The sequence below is a fragment of the Roseovarius salis genome, from assembly GCF_044472985.1.
GTDB classification, from domain to species: domain Bacteria; phylum Pseudomonadota; class Alphaproteobacteria; order Rhodobacterales; family Rhodobacteraceae; genus Roseovarius; species Roseovarius salis.
In genome coordinates, this window is sequence record NZ_JBISDG010000003.1 from 105,034 (window position 1) to 121,203 (window position 16,170).

The 16,170-nt window shown below is 61.1% G+C and carries 19 protein-coding genes; 9 read left to right on the forward strand and 10 right to left on the reverse strand.

The genetic code is table 11. The annotated features are described in order from the left end of the window. Positions 1 to 13: 13 nt before the first annotated feature. The gene (gene rho / locus ACH13J_RS01935; protein ID WP_397541622.1) at positions 14 to 1,285 is read right to left on the reverse strand and encodes a transcription termination factor Rho; all 1,272 of its coding nucleotides are present in this window, start codon (positions 1,283 to 1,285) and stop codon (positions 14 to 16) included. Positions 1,286 to 1,408: 123 nt separating this feature from the next. Then, entirely contained in the window at positions 1,409 to 1,849 is a 441-nt protein-coding gene (hemJ, locus tag ACH13J_RS01940) for a protoporphyrinogen oxidase HemJ (RefSeq protein ID WP_397541623.1), read from the reverse strand. A gap of 414 nt (positions 1,850 to 2,263) precedes the next feature. Between hemJ and ACH13J_RS01945 the strand changes: the two genes are divergently transcribed. Genes ACH13J_RS01945 through dnaQ form a run of 4 tightly spaced genes read left to right on the forward strand, consistent with a single transcriptional unit; the run spans position 2,264 to position 5,016 of the window. Beyond that, positions 2,264 to 2,863 (forward strand): Maf family nucleotide pyrophosphatase, encoded by a 600-nt coding sequence (locus ACH13J_RS01945; RefSeq protein ID WP_397541624.1) that lies wholly within the window; start codon positions 2,264 to 2,266, stop codon positions 2,861 to 2,863. Continuing rightward, positions 2,860 to 3,693: a shikimate dehydrogenase gene (locus ACH13J_RS01950; protein WP_397541625.1), complete on the forward strand. Its 834-nt coding sequence runs from the start codon at positions 2,860 to 2,862 to the stop codon at positions 3,691 to 3,693. The genes ACH13J_RS01945 and ACH13J_RS01950 overlap by 4 nt, the downstream gene beginning before the upstream one ends. Next, complete coding sequence (coaE, locus tag ACH13J_RS01955) at positions 3,690 to 4,283, forward strand: dephospho-CoA kinase (RefSeq protein WP_397541626.1); 594 nt, start codon at positions 3,690 to 3,692, stop codon at positions 4,281 to 4,283. The genes ACH13J_RS01950 and coaE overlap by 4 nt, the downstream gene beginning before the upstream one ends. Beyond that, complete coding sequence (gene dnaQ / locus ACH13J_RS01960) at positions 4,276 to 5,016, forward strand: DNA polymerase III subunit epsilon (protein WP_397541627.1); 741 nt, start codon at positions 4,276 to 4,278, stop codon at positions 5,014 to 5,016. The genes coaE and dnaQ overlap by 8 nt, the downstream gene beginning before the upstream one ends. Here dnaQ and secB read toward each other — a convergent pair. Next, positions 4,977 to 5,477, reverse strand: a complete 501-nt coding sequence (gene secB / locus ACH13J_RS01965; protein WP_397541628.1) for a protein-export chaperone SecB — start codon at positions 5,475 to 5,477, stop codon at positions 4,977 to 4,979. The two genes, dnaQ and secB, sit on opposite strands and share 40 nt — an antisense overlap. A gap of 57 nt (positions 5,478 to 5,534) precedes the next feature. Next, positions 5,535 to 6,026, reverse strand: a complete 492-nt coding sequence (locus ACH13J_RS01970; RefSeq protein ID WP_397541656.1) for an FxsA family protein — start codon at positions 6,024 to 6,026, stop codon at positions 5,535 to 5,537. A 110-nt stretch (positions 6,027 to 6,136) separates the two neighbouring features. Between ACH13J_RS01970 and ACH13J_RS01975 the strand changes: the two genes are divergently transcribed. The 3 genes from ACH13J_RS01975 to ACH13J_RS01985 are packed head-to-tail and all read left to right on the forward strand — an operon-like array spanning position 6,137 to position 8,420. Continuing rightward, the gene (locus tag ACH13J_RS01975; RefSeq protein WP_397541629.1) at positions 6,137 to 6,805 is read left to right on the forward strand and encodes a Tim44/TimA family putative adaptor protein; all 669 of its coding nucleotides are present in this window, start codon (positions 6,137 to 6,139) and stop codon (positions 6,803 to 6,805) included. Further along, positions 6,802 to 7,836 carry an MltA domain-containing protein gene (locus ACH13J_RS01980; RefSeq protein WP_397541630.1) on the forward strand — a complete coding sequence of 345 codons (1,035 nt, stop codon included), beginning with the start codon at positions 6,802 to 6,804 and terminating at the stop codon, positions 7,834 to 7,836. Before ACH13J_RS01975 ends, ACH13J_RS01980 begins: the two co-directional genes overlap by 4 nt. Further along, entirely contained in the window at positions 7,833 to 8,420 is a 588-nt protein-coding gene (locus ACH13J_RS01985) for a Smr/MutS family protein (protein ID WP_397541631.1), read from the forward strand. Before ACH13J_RS01980 ends, ACH13J_RS01985 begins: the two co-directional genes overlap by 4 nt. Here the strand turns inward: ACH13J_RS01985 and ACH13J_RS01990 are convergent. Further along, on the reverse strand, positions 8,403 to 9,626 hold the full coding sequence (locus ACH13J_RS01990; RefSeq protein ID WP_397541632.1) for an MFS transporter: 1,224 nt from the start codon (positions 9,624 to 9,626) through the stop codon (positions 8,403 to 8,405). The two genes, ACH13J_RS01985 and ACH13J_RS01990, sit on opposite strands and share 18 nt — an antisense overlap. A 150-nt stretch (positions 9,627 to 9,776) precedes the next feature. On the opposite strand from ACH13J_RS01990, the gene ACH13J_RS01995 reads away from it, so the two are divergent. Beyond that, a complete protein-coding gene (locus ACH13J_RS01995; RefSeq protein ID WP_397541633.1) occupies positions 9,777 to 10,736 on the forward strand; it encodes a glycosyltransferase in 960 nt (319 codons plus the stop codon). Further along, positions 10,723 to 11,517: a polysaccharide deacetylase family protein gene (locus tag ACH13J_RS02000; protein WP_397541634.1), complete on the forward strand. Its 795-nt coding sequence runs from the start codon at positions 10,723 to 10,725 to the stop codon at positions 11,515 to 11,517. Before ACH13J_RS01995 ends, ACH13J_RS02000 begins: the two co-directional genes overlap by 14 nt. A 15-nt stretch (positions 11,518 to 11,532) precedes the next feature. On the opposite strand, the gene hslU is transcribed toward ACH13J_RS02000, so the two are convergent. The 5 genes from hslU to trxA all read right to left on the reverse strand — a co-directional run bounded on the left by hslU (position 11,533) and on the right by trxA (position 16,121). Beyond that, entirely contained in the window at positions 11,533 to 12,840 is a 1,308-nt protein-coding gene (gene hslU, locus ACH13J_RS02005; protein WP_397541635.1) for an ATP-dependent protease ATPase subunit HslU, read from the reverse strand. A gap of 13 nt (positions 12,841 to 12,853) precedes the next feature. Continuing rightward, the gene (locus ACH13J_RS02010) at positions 12,854 to 13,915 is read right to left on the reverse strand and encodes a hypothetical protein (protein WP_397541636.1); all 1,062 of its coding nucleotides are present in this window, start codon (positions 13,913 to 13,915) and stop codon (positions 12,854 to 12,856) included. Next, complete coding sequence (gene hslV, locus ACH13J_RS02015) at positions 13,912 to 14,466, reverse strand: ATP-dependent protease subunit HslV (RefSeq protein WP_397541637.1); 555 nt, start codon at positions 14,464 to 14,466, stop codon at positions 13,912 to 13,914. Before hslV ends, ACH13J_RS02010 begins: the two co-directional genes overlap by 4 nt. 69 nt (positions 14,467 to 14,535) lie before the next feature. Beyond that, positions 14,536 to 15,684, reverse strand: coding sequence for an amidohydrolase (locus ACH13J_RS02020; protein ID WP_397541638.1), 1,149 nt, complete (start codon positions 15,682 to 15,684; stop codon positions 14,536 to 14,538). A 116-nt stretch (positions 15,685 to 15,800) separates the two neighbouring features. Beyond that, positions 15,801 to 16,121 (reverse strand): thioredoxin, encoded by a 321-nt coding sequence (trxA, locus tag ACH13J_RS02025; protein WP_397541639.1) that lies wholly within the window; start codon positions 16,119 to 16,121, stop codon positions 15,801 to 15,803. Positions 16,122 to 16,170 lie beyond the last annotated feature (49 nt).

A 16,170-nucleotide genomic window follows, 5' to 3' on the forward strand; every position in this document is an offset into this window, starting at 1 on the left:
ATTGCCGGCACCATCATGTGTTCATCGAGTCGAAGAATTCCGCGTTGGTCTTGGTCTGCTTCAACTTGCTGAGGAGGAACTCGATCGCGTCGGTCGTTCCCATCGGATTCAGGATACGCCGCAACACGAACGTTTTCTGGAGATCCGCCTTGTCGATAAGCAGGTCCTCTTTCCGCGTGCCCGATTTCAGGATGTCGATGGCCGGGAACACGCGTTTATCCGCGATCTTGCGATCAAGAACCAACTCTGAGTTGCCGGTGCCCTTGAACTCTTCGAAGATCACCTCGTCCATCCGGCTGCCGGTTTCGATCAACGCGGTCGAGATGATGGTCAGCGACCCCCCTTCCTCGATGTTCCGCGCAGCGCCGAAAAAGCGCTTTGGCCTTTGCAGGGCGTTGGCGTCAACGCCACCCGTCAGAACCTTGCCCGATGATGGAACGACCGTGTTGTAGGCCCGGCCGAGACGCGTGATCGAGTCGAGCAGGATAACCACATCGCGCTTGTGTTCCACCAGGCGCTTTGCCTTTTCTATCACCATTTCGGCCACGGCCACGTGCCGCGCTGCAGGTTCGTCGAAGGTAGAGCTTATCACCTCTCCCTTGACCGATCTCTGCATGTCGGTGACCTCTTCCGGCCGCTCATCGATCAAAAGAACGATAAGGTAGCATTCGGGGTGGTTGCGCTCGATACTTGCTGCAATGTTCTGCAATATGACGGTCTTGCCCGTCCGTGGCGGCGCAACGATCAGCGATCGCTGCCCCTTGCCGATCGGAGCTACCAGATCGATGACTCGCGCCGACTTGTCCTTGATGGTCGGATCCTCGATTTCCATCCGCAGCCGTTCATCCGGGTAAAGCGGTGTCAGGTTGTCGAACGCGATCTTGTGGCGCGCGCGCTCCGGCTCTTCGAAATTGATCTGCGTTACGTTCGTCAGTGCGAAGTACCGCTCGTTGTCGTCCGGCGCGCGGATCTCGCCCTCCACCGTATCGCCCGTGCGCAACGAGAAGTGCCGTATCGTTTCGGGGGAAACATAGATGTCGTCTGGACCGGGCAGGTAATTTGCCTCAGGCGAACGAAGGAAACCGAAACCATCCTGCAAAACTTCCAGCACGCCATCGCCGAAAACCGTCCAGCCTTCGTCCGCGCGCTCGCGCAGGATCTGGAACATCATTTCGCCCTTGCGCATGGTCGAAGCGTTCTCGATCTCGAGCTCCTCTGCCATGGCGAGGAGATCCTTGGCAGTATGCGCCTTGAGATCGGAAAGATTGAGACGGTCGTTTGACATGATTCATCACCTTCGATCCGGCAACGGCGCGGCGCGGATCCCAGAGTTCTTTGAGGAAGGTACCACACCCGGACGGGTGCTGGCGCGTTAGCTAAACGCAGACAGGCCGGGAGTCAATGTCCGTCAGAATTTCACGACCACGGAGAGAACGATCACGACCATAAGTATCGTCGGCACCTCGTTCATCATGCGGTAATGACGGCCCGACAGCGTGTTCTCGCCTGACGCGAAATCCTTGCGACGCTGGTCGAGCCAGAAATGGAACCACGTCATTGCGAGGATGCCACCGGTCTTGAGCCACGGCCAGAGCGACCCCCAGTCGATTATGCCCGGGGTCAGGGCAAGACACAGCCCCAACGCCCACGCAACGATCATCGCCGGTTGCATGATGATGCGATACAGCTTCTCTTCCATCATCTCGAAAACAGTGTCCTGCCCGTCAGCCTGTTCGACGTGATAGACGAAAAGCCTGGGCAAGTAGAATATACCAGCCATCCACGAGATGACCGCCATGATGTGAAAGGCCTTGATCCACGGATAAAGCGCCCAGAGGAAATCGGTCATGTCCACTCCATGCTCCGCCGGTGTCCTATAAAATAAAAAGAAAAGAAGAAAGGATGATGTGATTGTAGGACTGCCCAGTGTTGGGGATTATCCAGGCATCCACAGACCAATCAACAAGTTGAAAAATGGTGCACGGAGCTGTTGATATCTGCTGGATATCATGCAGATAAAGAAAAAATATAATTTATTCAGTATGTTGGGACTATCAACGACATCGTGAGTCGGGTGATGAACATGTGGATAGTTCCCGCATGGGCCGATTGGCCGCAGCCGAGAAGATATCCTCGTCAACAGGGTAGAAAACCCACAAAACCCGGCTGTTCTCCCCGTGACGTCGGTCGTCCCGCTGCATGACAGGTGTTATACGGGTTCGGTACCTAACAGTTCCTGAAGAAACCCCCGAAAGTATCCACAATGGCCAAGAAACTCGTGCTCGCCTCCGCGTCCGTAACGCGCCAAAAGCTATTACGAAATGCAGGGGTCGATTTCGACATCCAACCGGCCCGCGTGGACGAGGACAGCTTGCGGGAGGCGATGACGGCGGAAGGCGCGTATCCCAGAGACATTGCCGATGCACTGGCAGAAATGAAAGCACGCAAAACGGCCTCACGCCTGCAAGCATCCCTCGTGCTGGGGTGTGACCAGGTCCTTGCCTTTGACGGGACGATCATGGCCAAACCGGACAACAAGGATGCAGCCCGGGAACAGCTGACACGCCTGCGCGGCGGCACGCACCAACTGCTATCCGCTGCCGTGATCTACGAAGACGGTGCACCGGTGTGGCGCCATGTCGGCGTGGTGCGTCTCACGATGCGGCAGTTTTCCGACACTTTTCTCGAGGCGTATCTGAAGCGCAACTGGCCGGCGATCTCTGCTTGTGTCGGAGGATACAAACTTGAAGAAGAAGGCGTGAGACTGTTTTCTCAGGTACAGGGCGACTACTTCTGCGTGCTTGGTCTCCCGCTGTTGGAGCTTCTTGGCTATCTTGGCCTGCGTGGGGTGATTGATACATGAGCGACGAAAGGATTCCCCTTGCGGCGGTAATCGGCTCGCCGGTAGCACATTCCAAATCGCCACAGCTTCACGCCCATTGGCTGAAGGTCAACGGGCTGCCGGGCTATTATATCCCGATGGATGTCAGCGCCGATGACCTGCGGCAGGTTATCACCGATCTTCCCAGGATGGGGTTCGTCGGGGTGAACATCACCGTCCCCCACAAGGAAAAGATCCTGGAAATCGCCGATCTCGTGACGGACAGGGCAACCGTCATAGGTGCTGCCAACACGCTGATTTTCCGGGCGGATGGCAAGATTCACGCCGACAACACGGATGGGTATGGTTTCATCAACAATCTGCGGCAGAACGCGCCGGACTGGAATCCTTCAGCCGGCCCGGCCGCGGTTCTCGGCGCCGGCGGAGCGGCGCGAGCGGTCGTTGCGGCATTGCTTGATGCCGGAGTACCGGAAATCAGGATCTCTAACCGAACCCGCGTGCGGGCGGATGCCTTGCGCGCGGATTTCGGCAAGCGGCTGCAGGTCGTCGATTGGGTCCAGGCCGGGAACATGTTCGACGATGCGGTGACAGCGGTGAATACCACCTCGCTTGGCATGGTTGGCAAACCGCCCCTGCGGATACCGCTCGACGGGTTGCAGCCGGGCTGCGTGGTGAATGATCTGGTATATGCCCCGCTCAAGACGGACTTCCTGGCCGAAGCCGAAGAGATGGGCTGCACGATCGTGGATGGCCTTGGCATGCTTTTGCATCAGGCCGTTCCGGCTTTCGAACGTTGGTTCGGTATTCGGCCGGAAGTGGATAGCGCAACGCGGGCCGCCGTTCTGAGATGACGTTCCGTCTAGGGCTCACCGGATCCATCGGTATGGGCAAATCCACGACGGCACGCTTGTTTGCCGAGGAAGGATGCGCCATCTGGGATGCCGATGAGGCCGTTCATCGCCTTTATGCCCGCGACGGTGCGGCCGTCGCCCCGATTGCCGAGGTCTATCCGCAGGCAGTTCATGGCGGCGCGGTGTGTCGATCGCGATTGCGCGATATCATGGCGCAAGATCCTAGCGCGCTTGCCCGGATCGAAAAAATCGTGCATCCGCTGGTGGCCCGCGATCGGGAACAATTCCTGCGCTCGACGTCAGCCGACATAGCCGTGTTCGACATCCCCCTACTGTTCGAAACCGGCGGTGATATGTTGATGGACGCGGTCGCCTGCGTGACCGTTTCACATGAAACACAGAAAGAGCGCGTTCTAGCACGAGGCACGATGAACGAAGCAGACTTCGACGCCATCCGCCAAAAGCAAATGTCGGATGCGGAAAAGCAGGCACGGGCTGACTATGTCATCGAGACGGATACGATGGAGCATGCCCGCGAACAGGTGCAGGCCATCGTCGCGGATATTCGGAAAAGGCTGGAAAATGCGTGAGATCGTCCTCGACACCGAAACCACCGGGCTGGAGCCCGAGCAAGGCCACAGGATCGTCGAGATCGGTGCGGTGGAGCTCCATAATCACATGCCCACCGGGCGCACCTATCACCAGTATATCAACCCGAAACGTGACATGCCGCAGGAGGCGTTCGATGTGCATGGACTCGCAGAAGAATTCCTGCGCACCCATCCCGCGTTCGAGTATGTCGCCGATGCGTTCCTGGAATTCGTCGGTGATGCCCGGCTGGTGATCCACAATGCCGCTTTCGACATGAAGTTCATAAACGCCGAGCTGGGCTGGCTGGGCCGCCCGGCCATTCCCTATGATCGCGCCGTGGATACCCTGGACATCGCGCGGCGGAAGTTTCCCGGATCACCCGCGTCGCTAGATGCACTTTGTCGTCGCTTCGCGATCGATAATTCGGCAAGGACCCTTCACGGCGCGTTGCTCGACTCGGAAATCCTTGCCGAAGTCTATCTTGAGCTGATCGGCGGGCGGCAACCAGATTTCGGTCTGACCACCGGGCCTGTCTCGGACGGCGGCGCAGCCGTTGATGACGAACTGTCGTGGCGTCCCCCGCCCCGGCCGGAGCCATTACCAAGCAGACTGTCGCGCGAAGAGGCCGAGAGGCACAGCGACTTTGTCACCCGGCTGGGCGACAACGCTCTCTGGAAACGGCTGAACCCGGATCAGGCATCTGGCGTGGCAGGTTCCCCGGACGCCGACTGACGGCGGGCGATCTCGTTTCGGTAGAGTTGCACCCAGTCGATGTTCTCGAGGTTCAGTGGCGGGAACCCGCCGTCGCGCGTGACATCGTTCACGATGCGGCGGATGAACGGAAAGATCATCCGCGGGCATTCGATCATCAGGAAGGGATGCAGCTGGTCGTCGGGTACACCCTCGACATGGAAAACGCCGGCATATTCCAGTTCGAGAAGGAAAAGCTGCTGATCCGTCCCCTTGTTCTTGGAGCTGACGGTCAGCTTGACGGCGACCTCGTACTGGTGCTCCTTTTGCCGCTTGCGCGGTTCCAGGTTGACACCAACCTGAACGTCCGGTGTCACCTCACCGCCAGTGCCCTGTTGTGCCAGCACGTTCTCGAAGGACAAGTCGCGGACGAACTGCGTGAGTATGTCCATCTTGACCTTTGGCGTCTCCTGCGCACCGCCGCCGTTTTCCTGTTCAGCCATGGCTGTCTCCGAAGCAAACCGATTTCGCCGCGGGCTTAGCAGGAAGGTGCGCGGGCCTCAATGCCTCCGCGTCCAGCCGGAGGCCGGACGGTCGGAGTCGTGCGGCGGATCGAGATCCTTGTATTCACCTTCTATGATATCGGGCCGATGCCGATGCCGGTGGTCGTTTGGCGGATGCCCTGGACCCATCTCGAACCGCTGGACATGAACACGCTGCCGCAGATATCCGAAAGCGGCGCGGCGCACGGGCGGCATGAGCAGGGCGAAACCGATGGCGTCGGTGAAAAAACCCGGCGTGAGCAGCAGCGCACCGGCAATCAGGATCATGGCAGCATGCGCCAGCGGTTCGGCCGGATCATCGAGCCGGGCAAATGATGTGCGTAACTGGCCGATCGCCATGGCGCCCTGTGCGCGGACCAGCCACGCCCCGAGCACGGCCGTAAGCACGACGATGCCAAGTGTCGGCCACAGCCCGATGGCGCCGCCCACCTGGATAAATAGGGCGATCTCGATCAGCGGGACGATCAGGAAAGCCAGAAAAAGCAACATGAACAGTACCTCTTGTACAAGCGGGATGCGCACGGTGGACTTGCCGGCGACACTCTCCTACATAATGACCACCACCATGTGTTACCATGGGTTCAGGCGACGAGGTCTTTATGAATTCTCCCCTCCTTCAGCTTCTGGTGCTGGCAGGCATAGCAATCTTCCTGATCCTGCGCCTCAAGAGCGTTCTGGGAACGCGTGACGGGTTCGAGGGACCGCCGCGTAGCGCAGCGCCAAGCGAGCCAGCCAATAGCGAAAAACGGCAAGGCTTCGAAGTGATCGAGGGCGGCCCCGATTACGACATCATCGATCACGTCTCCGAGGATTCCGATGCCGCCACGGCGCTGGCGGACATGAAGCGGGTGGAGCCGGCATTCAACGTGACGGAATTCCTGCAGGGATCGCGGCAGGCGTATGAGTGGATTCTCATGGCTTTCGAGCGCGGCAACCTTGACGAAGTCGCCCCCTTCCTCGCCGAGGATGTGTACGAAGCTTTTGCACAGGTCGTCGATGAACGACAGGCGCAAGGCCTGACGATCGAGGCGGAGTTTGTCGGCGTGCGGGGTACGACGCTGGATGATGCAAAGTTCGACAACGCGACAAACCGCGCAGAGATTACGGTGAAATTCGTTGGCGAGCTGATATCTGTCGTCCGCGACAGCAATGGTGAAATCATCGAGGGCAAGCCCGGCCAGTCCAAACGCCAGAAGGATACGTGGACGTTCGAACGGGTCATGGGATCCGACGACCCGAACTGGCGGCTTGTCGCGACGGGCGAATGAAAGCCCTCTTGTGGGTTGCACTCTGCCTGCTGGTCCTGGCGCCTGTCGCCAAGGCCGAGGATGTCACCCACAAGATCCTTGATTTCGACGAACTGGAAGGATGGGAATTCGACGATCACGAAGAGGCCCTCGACACCTTTCTGGTGACCTGTCCCAACCTCCGCGATCCCGATTGGCGCGCCCTTTGCGCCCTCGCCGCCAAGAAGCCCGACGCCAAGTCTTTCTTCGAGCTGTTCTTCCGTCCGGTCGTCATCGAGAACGGGAGTGCCGCCCTGTTCACCGGCTATTTCGAACCGGAACTTGACGGGTCTCTCGAACGGTCCCCGCGCTATCGGTATCCTGTCTATCGCGAGCCGCAGGTTGCCAAGACATCAAACCCCTGGCTGACGCGGCGTGAAATCGAAACCGGCGATTTCATGAGCGGAAAGGGCCTTGAGATCGCCTGGGTGGACGACCCGGTCGAACTCTTCTTTCTGCAGATCCAGGGATCGGGACGCATCCGCCTGCCAGACGGGCGGCGTATTCGGGTGGGATACGGTGGCTCCAACGGGCATCCCTATCGCTCGGTGGGTGTCGAACTGGTGCGGCGTGGCGTATACACCGCCCACCAGGTTTCCGCCCAGGTCATCAAGAGCTGGGTCAAGCGCAACCCCGACAAGGGCCGAGAGCTTTTGTTTCACAATCCGTCCTACGTCTTCTTTCGCCGGGTCGATAACGTCCCGGCGGAGCGGGGGCCGCTGGGTGCCATGAACCGGTCCGTGACGCCCAAAAGATCGATCGCGGTCGATCCGCAGTTCGTGCCGCTTGGCGCGCCCGTATGGATCGAGAAGGATGGCGAAAACGAGATGAACCGGCTGATGGTCGCGCAGGACACCGGGTCTGCCATCAAGGGGCCGCAAAGGGCGGACATCTTTTTCGGAACCGGTGACATGGCCGGGCGCGCGGCGGGCCGGTTGCGCGATCCGGGGCGGATGGTGGTGCTATTGCCCATTCAGCGGGCCTTTGCCATGGCAACGGAGCCTTACCAGTGAGCCGCCGCAAGCTTCGTCCTGACGAGCTCGAGCTCTGGCACAAGGTCGCACGGACCACCGAGCGTTTGCATCCGGACACGCCGCGGCGCGAGTTCCCGATCGAAAAACGGCAGGATACACCAACCGATCGGGAACATGTGCCCGTTAGGAAGTTCGAGATCGGAGAGACATCAAACCAGACGGCAAAACCGCATGACGTGCTGCCGGGTCTGTCGGAACGGCTTGCCGGGGCACCTGTGCGGATGGACAAGAAGGCCCATGGCCGGCTGAAACGTGGCAAGCTGATGCCGGAGGGCCGGATCGACCTGCACGGCATGACGCTGGATCAGGCGCATCCGACCCTGACCGCGTTCCTGATGAAATCGCATGCCCGTGGCCGGCGCCTTGTTCTGGTGATTACGGGCAAGGGAAAGCGCAGCGCCGATGACGGCCCCATACCCGAACGGCCCGGCGCGTTGCGCCACGCGGTGCCGCGGTGGCTTCAGTCCCCGCCGCTTGCACAAATTGTCCTGCAGATAACGGAGGCGCATGCCCGTCACGGCGGCGGCGGCGCCTACTACGTTTATCTACGGCGAAAGCGATAGTAGCGGTCGCGCGCGGGTTATGCCGATCACCATCATGACGGTGGTGAAAACGAAATATCCCGCGACCATCATGTACTGGGACTCAATCCCAATCCCGAGGTCGATGAGCAAGCCGGTTATCCCCGGCCCCACAGCCGAGCCAAAGACCATCACGGCGGCGGCCATGGCCTTGATCGTACCAAGCTTGCCCGTTCCATAGAATTCTGCCCAGAAGGCATTGGGCAGGGTCGTGTTCGCCCCCGTGGTGAGCCCCAGAAAGAAGAACCCCGCCATCATGGCCCACGTAACATCGGCCGTGGCGAAAATCGCAAAGGCCGCCACCATCGGGATCTGCATGAAAGGCAACAATCGGGGTGTCCCGAACCGATCGAGCGCCCAGCCCGACAGTACCATCGCGCAGATACTGACGGCGGTATAGAACGGGAACATCGCCACCAGTTCGACATGCGCCATTTGCTTGATCTCGGCGAAATACACCTGATGGAAGAAGAAGGCGGTGTTGAAGGCAGAAGGACCCAGTAGCGCGGGAACCATGAACCAGAAAAGGAAATGGCCGAGTGTCTGGTTGCGTGTCCAATGGCGCCCCATCATCCCCAGCGACTGCTCGGACTGTGCCCACGACTGCGGCGTGCGTTCCTGCCTCAGAAGCAGAAGCAGGAGGGGTATCCCGCACAGGGCCATGATTGCCGCGCCACCCCACAACACCCGCCAGTCATAAAGCGCCATCAAGGCCACGAAGATGAGCGGCAGCAATGCTTCGCCAGCGGCGAAGCCGAGGGTTGCGACCGAAAGGGCCTTGCCCCGGCTGGCGACAAACCACCGCGACATCGCCACCACGGCGATATGGCTCGTCATGCCCTGCCCCGTGAACCGCAACGCGAAGACGACCAGAAAGAGCCCCCACCAGACGGGGTTGAGCGCCATCGACAGGCAAGCCGCCGCCGACATTGCCAGTATCACCGGTGCTAGGACGCGAACCCGGAAGTGATCCGTAAGCCCCCCGGTCCAGACCATTACCAGCGCCGAGAGCGTCGTGCCGAGCGTATAGATCCCGCCCCACTGGCCATGGCTCAATTCGAAAGCCTCGCGGATTTGGCCGGCAAAGATGGAAATGAAGAAAGTCTGCCCGAAACTCGACAGGAAGGTCAGCAAAACCCCGGCCGTGAGCCACGGCGCGTTATCTCGGAGAAAGGCAACAATCGGCATGTCCCATTCCTCGCCCGAAATCAAAGACAAGGAAAGGGGCCGTGGCCCCTGCATGCATGACGGGCCGGTGCAGACTCCAAAGCGTGCGAAAATCGCGTCGTGTTTATTAAGGTTGACGCAAAACCATCTAAAGTATGTATAATATTTCGCATGACAGAACGCGGGATCACGCTGGACATCAAGCGAACCGATCGCAATCGCGACCGGGCGTGCAGCGTTGATATCTGCATTCCCGTCTACAGGACCGATCCCACGGCACTGATCCACCAGCTTTCACAGCAGGACGGCGCGGAAAGTGTCGCCCTGCGGATTTATGATGACGGATCAGGCGACGCGGCGCTCTCGGCTGAAATACATGCCGCGCTGGCGGAGTATCCTGGAAAGAGCTCCTTTCTCGAAGCCGCGGCCAACTGCGGACGCACGGCCGGCCGCAATGCAATGCTGAGCGTGGCAGAGACAGATTGGATCCTGCTGCTTGACAGCGACATGCGTATCGATGCGACTGATTTTCTTAGCATTTACCGCAACGCGGCGGCCGAATGCGGTGAGCCGTGCTGCATCGTCGGGGGGTTCGCCATCGATCCGGAAACGGTAGCCCCCGGCACGCAGCTGCACGCGCATCAATCAGTGCTGTCGGAATGCCTCCCGGCCATGGAACGTGCCCGCGATCCGGGCCGTTACGTATTTACATCCAACATCTTCCTGCACCGTACTATCATAGAACGGGAACAATTCGACGAAGGATTCGCAGGTTGGGGATGGGAAGACGTGGAATGGGGATTGCGTATCGCTGGGCGGTATCCCGTGGTTCACGTGGATAATCCGGCCGTGCATCTCGGACTCGACACGGCAAACGACATTCTCGGCAAGTATCGCGAATCGGCTGACAATTTTCTGCGGCTGTTGGCGGCGCATCCGCAGGCGGTCGCCCGGATGCCGCTCTATCGCTGGGCACGCCGGTTCGCTGGCATGCCGGGGCTTGGCCTGCTCGTCAACATCGCCGCAAGATGCGCCGGCGCTGATCTCATGCCGATGCGCCTGCGTCTTGTCGCGCTGAAGGTGTTTCGCGCCGGTACGTACGGGGCTGCCCTGAACGATGCAGGTCAATGATCCCTACGTGCCGGGAAAGAGCCTGCACGAACGGGTAAGGCGGAAATGGACGGCGCTGCGATCGGTCGCGCCACTCAATGGATGCCCATCGGAATTCATCCTCTCAGTCAGTTTCGATGATGTACCCCTCTCGGCCGCCACGCGGGGCGCCGATATACTGGCCAGCCACGGCATGACCGGTACATTCTACAGCGCGACGGGCTTGATGGGCGGGGCCAGCGCAAGCGGGCAGATCGCCGGACCCGATGACTTGCGGACGTTGTCGAGCCGCGGTCACGAGGTCGCCCTGCACGGTCACGGGCATCACGACATGACCCGCATGACGCCGGAGGCCGCTATCGCCGATATAAGGCGCAATCGTGATACGCTTGCGCAGATCCTGGGGGCCGCGCCCTGCCCTCATTTCGCCTATCCCTACGGGGAAACGACGATTGGCCTAAAGAAAAGGCTCCTGGCCGAGGTTCCTTCTGCCAGAGGTATCGTGCCCGGATCAAACAGGACGGGCACCGACGCGATGCAACTGGTCGCTCATGACTTGCGGATGGACGCGACGCGACTCGCCGCCGCCCGGCGGGGGATGACGCTTGCGGCGCGCACAGGCGGTTGGGTCATCCTGTTCACCCACGACGTTGCACCCGAACCGAGCCCTTACGGCGTTACCCCGCGAACACTGGATGACCTGCTGGGACAAGCCACCCGGCTCGGGGCCAGGCTGCTGCCCGTGGGACAGGCATGGACGCTGGTTTCCAGGGGTCCGCAGGAAAACGGCACAGCCTTGTGACACCCAGCCGGGACGTCACAGGACGTAACGGCTCAGATCCGCGGATTTCATCAGTTCGCCGAGATTGGTTTCGACGAAATCGGCATCGACGGTCACAGTTTCACCCGACCGGTCGGGCGCGGTATAGCTGAGTTGCTCGAACACGCGTTCCATAACAGTGTAAAGCCGCCGCGCCCCTATATTTTCGACCGACTGGTTCACCTCGGCCGCGATCCGCGCCAGCGCGGCGATGCCGTCCTCGGTAAAACTGACGGTCACCTTTTCCGTTTCCATGAGGGCCGAGTACTGCCGGGTGAGCGCGTTGTCCGTTTCCGTCAGGATGCGGACGAAATCCTCCTCCGTGAGCGCGCGCAACTCCACCCGGATGGGCAGCCGGCCCTGCAATTCGGGCAAAAGGTCGGACGGTTTCGCCAGATGGAAGGCGCCCGACGCGATGAAAAGGATATGGTCCGTCTTGACCGGGCCGTGTTTCGTCGAAACCGTCGTACCCTCGATCAGCGGCAGCAGGTCGCGCTGGACACCTTCGCGACTGACGTCGCCGCCGCGCGCGTCGGACTTGGCACAGACCTTGTCGATCTCGTCGAGAAACACGATTCCGTTCTGTTCCACCGACTCCAGCGCGGCGCGGTTCACCGCTTCGTCGTCCAGCAGCTTGTCGGCCTCTTCCCCGATCAACACCTCGTAGCTGTCGGCCACGGTCATCCGCTTGCGGGTCGTGCGCCCGCCGAACGCCTTGCCGAAAAGGTCGCCGAGGTTCATCATGCCCATCTGGCTGCCGGGTTGGCCGGGAATGTCCATCATGCCCATCGGGTTGCTCTGGTCTGCCACGTCGAGCTCGATCTCCGTATCGTCGAGCTCGCCCGCGTGGAGCTTCTTGCGGAACATCTCTCGCGTGCTTTCGCGGGCGTCATCCCCTGCGATCGCGGAAATGACCCGTTCTTCCGCGTTCTTGTGGGCGGATGCCTTGACGTCCTCGCGCATCCATTCGCGGGTCTGGGCGATGGACGTATCGACGAGGTCACGCACGATCTGCTCTACGTCGCGGCCGACATAACCGACCTCCGTGAACTTGGTTGCCTCGACCTTGACGAAGGGCGCCCTGGCGAGTTTGGCCAAACGGCGGCTGATCTCGGTCTTGCCGACCCCGGTCGGCCCGATCATGAGAATGTTCTTGGGATACACTTCCTCGCGCAGGTCGTCGGGCAACTGCTTGCGCCGCCAGCGATTGCGCAATGCGACGGCCGTGGCGCGCTTGGCGTCCCGCTGCCCGATGATGAACCGGTCAAGTTCCGTGACAATTTCGCGGGGGGTAAGGTCTGTCATGGGAGTCCCTTGGTCAGTTGGAAGGCGGCAGCCGGTCAAGCGGCAGGAACGGCAAAAGCCGGATAAGGCGCGCGCGGAACCTTTCCCACAACGCGCCGAGCACCAGCAGTACCACGCCGAGCCCGAAGATGATTGTGCCCGCGCTCTCGCCTTCGAGGATGGTGAAGGCCAGCGTCACACTGTACCCGATGGCGGCGATCAGGAAGGACCGGCGGTCAATCACGATTGCAACCACGGCGAAGAACCCGAGCACTGCCAGCAGCAAAAGGTGCGCTCCCGCGTCTGCGCGCTCCAGCAGGGTGAGTGCGAGCGTGTTCACCAAGGCGGGTGCCGCCACGATATGCAACCAGAAACCGTTTGCCGACCGTCGGGTGACGCGGTGCGGATCGCTCATGTCGAACCACATCGCCGCAAGGAAAACGAGACCCCCCAGCAATAGTGTGATCCACGCGAATGGCCCGTCAGCGGACAACAGGAACAGATCCTGCAAGGAGTCCGGCTGCCCCGCCGAGATCGCGGCAAGCAGGATCGCAACAGCAAAGAAACCCACGGCGATCATTGCCATGGCAAAAGGCACGCGGAACCGCAGCCAGAAACCGAACAGCGCCGCTGTCGTCATCATCAAGGGCCACGGCAGACTGGAATATTCCTCTCGCGCCAGCATGAAAAGCTGGCCAAACCAAGCCACGAATCCCGCACCGGCATTGGCCGCGAAGAGAATGGACAAGGCAATCGCCGGTGCAACCATGCGCCGGCGGGAGATGAAATATTCCGAAAGCAGCCAAAGCACACCCGCGCCGATTACGGACATGATCGCGACATGCGTCCGCACATCGACGGTCGCCGCTGTCATCGCGGCCCCGTTCATCGCGATCCAGCCGGTGGCGAGAATGGCCAGACCCACCACGATGAAGATCTCGTTGAAGCCCCTGAAGAGTTCGAAAGGCTCGTCTCCCGGGGCAAGGTTTTCGCGCGCACCGCGGCGGCTGTCTGCCAGACTGGCGAGGGATGCCGCCTGGGCCTCCGACAGGATGCCGGCCGAAACGCCGGCCCGAAGATCGTCCCGGCCGATCATGAGGTGATGGTTTCCACCGTCAGCTGACCGTTGGTGTAGACACAGATATCCGCGGCGATGGCCATGGCGTCCCGCGCGATTTGTTCGGCGTCCCTGTCACTGTCCATCATGCCGCGCGCGGCGGCCAGCGCGAAATTGCCGCCCGATCCGATGGCAGTGACGTTGTGCTCTGGCTCCAGCACGTCGCCGGCCCCGGTTATGACGAAAATCTGGCTGCCATCGGTGACGATCAGCATCGCCTCGAGCTTTTGCAGGTACTTGTCGGTTCGCCATTCCTTGGCCATCTCGACGCAGGCGCGCTGCAACTGGCCCGGCGTGGCCTCGAGGCGGGATTCCAGACGCTCCAGAAGGGCAAAGGCATCCGCGGTCGATCCGGCAAAGCCGGCCACGACCTCGTACCCGCCGGGCGAGAGGCGACGAACCTTGCGCGCCGAGCCCTTGATGACCGTCTGGCCGAGGCTGACCTGCCCGTCACCAGCCACGACGACCTTGCCGTCCTTCTTGACGGCGATGATGGTCGTTCCGTGCCAGCCTGGAAAATCCTTGGTCATGCGGGGCCTCCGTTCGTTCGGCTCTATATGGAAGGGGTGCGTTGGCGGTGCAAGGGCCGATGCCCGTGGCTATCCCAGCAGGTCCCGGGCCACGCGCTCGAAAAGCATAACGCCCGGCGCGATGAGGTCATCGGGAAAGTCGTAATCGGGATTGTGCAGCGCCGGATGATCGCATCCCGCGCCGAGCACGCACATCGCGGCATGGGCGAACTGGCCGAAGCGGCCGAAATCCTCCGATGCGCGCCATGGCTGGCCTTCGCAGCCATGGGGCAGACCGATCGCGTCAAGCGCCTGCCGCAGGATTGCCGTTGCCTCGGGATCGTTTTCGCAATGCAGGAAAACATCATCGAATTCATGATCGACGGTCAGCCCACATGCCTGAGCCGTCATCGAGGCAATGGACAGCGCGCGTTCTGACAGCAGGTTCATGCCGTCATCCGTGCGCGTGCGCAGCGTGGCCAATACGGTGGCCTCGCCCGGGGCGATGCCGAAGGCGGGCTCGCCCATCTGTGCATGTGTGACAGTCACAAGCGCGAAATCCGCGTCATGCAGGGTGCCGTGGCTGAGGTCGGAAAGTGCCGGCATGAGTTTACTGAGCGCGGCCATCGGGGACACCCCGCTTTCGGGGTTCGACGCGTGCGCCGCCTTGCCCGACAGCCGGAGCCGCAGCCCGCAGGATGCGCAATTGACCGGCCCCTCGACCAGCCCGACCGACCCGAGCGGCAGGCCCGGCATGTTGTGCAGCGAAAACGCATAATCCGGCGCGATCGCCGGGAACCCGGGATCCGCGATCACCGCGGCCGCGCCGGCCCCGGTTTCTTCTGCCGGTTGGAACAGCAACACTGCCCTCCCGCGGCAGGGGCGGCGGCGCGACAGGCGCCGTGCCAGCCCGGCCATGATTGCCATGTGGCCGTCATGACCGCAGTGATGCCCCTTGCCATCAACGATGGAACGGTAGTTGACCGGCCCGACGTCGTGAATGGGCAGCGCGTCGAGTTCGCATCTGAAAAGCACGGTCGGCCCGTCATCGGTGCCTTGATAAACGGCTGCGAGGCCGTGCCCCCCGAGGCCCGTCACCAATTCGTCCGGGGGATGGGCGGACAGCTCGCGCGTAATGCGCCGCGCCGTCTGCGATTCCTCGCCCGAAAGCTCTGGAAAACGGTGCAGTTCGCGGCGCAGGGCCACGAGATCGGCCATGTCCGAATTGGTCAGACTCATTTGCACACAAGACCACTGCATGGCCGAAATGGAAAGGGTGCTTGTCGGATACGGCAAGTGGCCGCGCGGCTGGCACGGGCCGGTCAATCACGGCCCGTGGCGCGTGGTTTTGCGGATCAGACGCTTTCCTCGATCCAGCTTTGCAGCGTGGCCTTGGGCGCGGCGCCGGAGCGGTTCGAAATCACTTCGCCGTCCTTGAAGATGAAAAGCGCCGGGATTCCGCGGATCCCCAGCGACATGGCCGTGTTGGGATTGGAATCGACGTCAACCTTGGCGATCTTCACCTTGCCGTTCATCTCTTCGGAGATTTCCTCCAACGCGGGCCCGATCTGCTTGCAGGGGCCGCACCATTCCGCCCAGAAATCCACCACGACAGGGATATCGGAATTTTTCACTTCGGTGTCGAACGTATCGTCGGTTACGGCAACGGTGGCCATGATCGGTCTCCCAGCAAGGTATCAGGTATCAGGCCGGGAACCTATGGAG

What these genes read in the sequence shown, in the direction of transcription:
- rho (WP_397541622.1), bottom strand. Translation starts at nt 1,285, where the DNA reads ATGTCAAACGACCGTCTCAATCTTTCCGATCTCAAGGCGCATACTGCC.
- hemJ (WP_397541623.1), bottom strand. Translation starts at nt 1,849, where the DNA reads ATGACCGATTTCCTCTGGGCGCTTTATCCGTGGATCAAGGCCTTTCAC.
- ACH13J_RS01945 (WP_397541624.1), top strand. Translation starts at nt 2,264, where the DNA reads ATGGCCAAGAAACTCGTGCTCGCCTCCGCGTCCGTAACGCGCCAAAAG.
- ACH13J_RS01950 (WP_397541625.1), top strand. Translation starts at nt 2,860, where the DNA reads ATGAGCGACGAAAGGATTCCCCTTGCGGCGGTAATCGGCTCGCCGGTA.
- coaE (WP_397541626.1), top strand. Translation starts at nt 3,690, where the DNA reads ATGACGTTCCGTCTAGGGCTCACCGGATCCATCGGTATGGGCAAATCC.
- dnaQ (WP_397541627.1), top strand. Translation starts at nt 4,276, where the DNA reads ATGCGTGAGATCGTCCTCGACACCGAAACCACCGGGCTGGAGCCCGAG.
- secB (WP_397541628.1), bottom strand. Translation starts at nt 5,477, where the DNA reads ATGGCTGAACAGGAAAACGGCGGCGGTGCGCAGGAGACGCCAAAGGTC.
- ACH13J_RS01970 (WP_397541656.1), bottom strand. Translation starts at nt 6,026, where the DNA reads ATGTTGCTTTTTCTGGCTTTCCTGATCGTCCCGCTGATCGAGATCGCC.
- ACH13J_RS01975 (WP_397541629.1), top strand. Translation starts at nt 6,137, where the DNA reads ATGAATTCTCCCCTCCTTCAGCTTCTGGTGCTGGCAGGCATAGCAATC.
- ACH13J_RS01980 (WP_397541630.1), top strand. Translation starts at nt 6,802, where the DNA reads ATGAAAGCCCTCTTGTGGGTTGCACTCTGCCTGCTGGTCCTGGCGCCT.
- ACH13J_RS01990 (WP_397541632.1), bottom strand. Translation starts at nt 9,626, where the DNA reads ATGCCGATTGTTGCCTTTCTCCGAGATAACGCGCCGTGGCTCACGGCC.
- ACH13J_RS01995 (WP_397541633.1), top strand. Translation starts at nt 9,777, where the DNA reads ATGACAGAACGCGGGATCACGCTGGACATCAAGCGAACCGATCGCAAT.
- ACH13J_RS02000 (WP_397541634.1), top strand. Translation starts at nt 10,723, where the DNA reads ATGCAGGTCAATGATCCCTACGTGCCGGGAAAGAGCCTGCACGAACGG.
- hslU (WP_397541635.1), bottom strand. Translation starts at nt 12,840, where the DNA reads ATGACAGACCTTACCCCCCGCGAAATTGTCACGGAACTTGACCGGTTC.
- ACH13J_RS02010 (WP_397541636.1), bottom strand. Translation starts at nt 13,915, where the DNA reads ATGATCGGCCGGGACGATCTTCGGGCCGGCGTTTCGGCCGGCATCCTG.
- hslV (WP_397541637.1), bottom strand. Translation starts at nt 14,466, where the DNA reads ATGACCAAGGATTTTCCAGGCTGGCACGGAACGACCATCATCGCCGTC.
- ACH13J_RS02020 (WP_397541638.1), bottom strand. Translation starts at nt 15,684, where the DNA reads ATGAGTCTGACCAATTCGGACATGGCCGATCTCGTGGCCCTGCGCCGC.
- trxA (WP_397541639.1), bottom strand. Translation starts at nt 16,121, where the DNA reads ATGGCCACCGTTGCCGTAACCGACGATACGTTCGACACCGAAGTGAAA.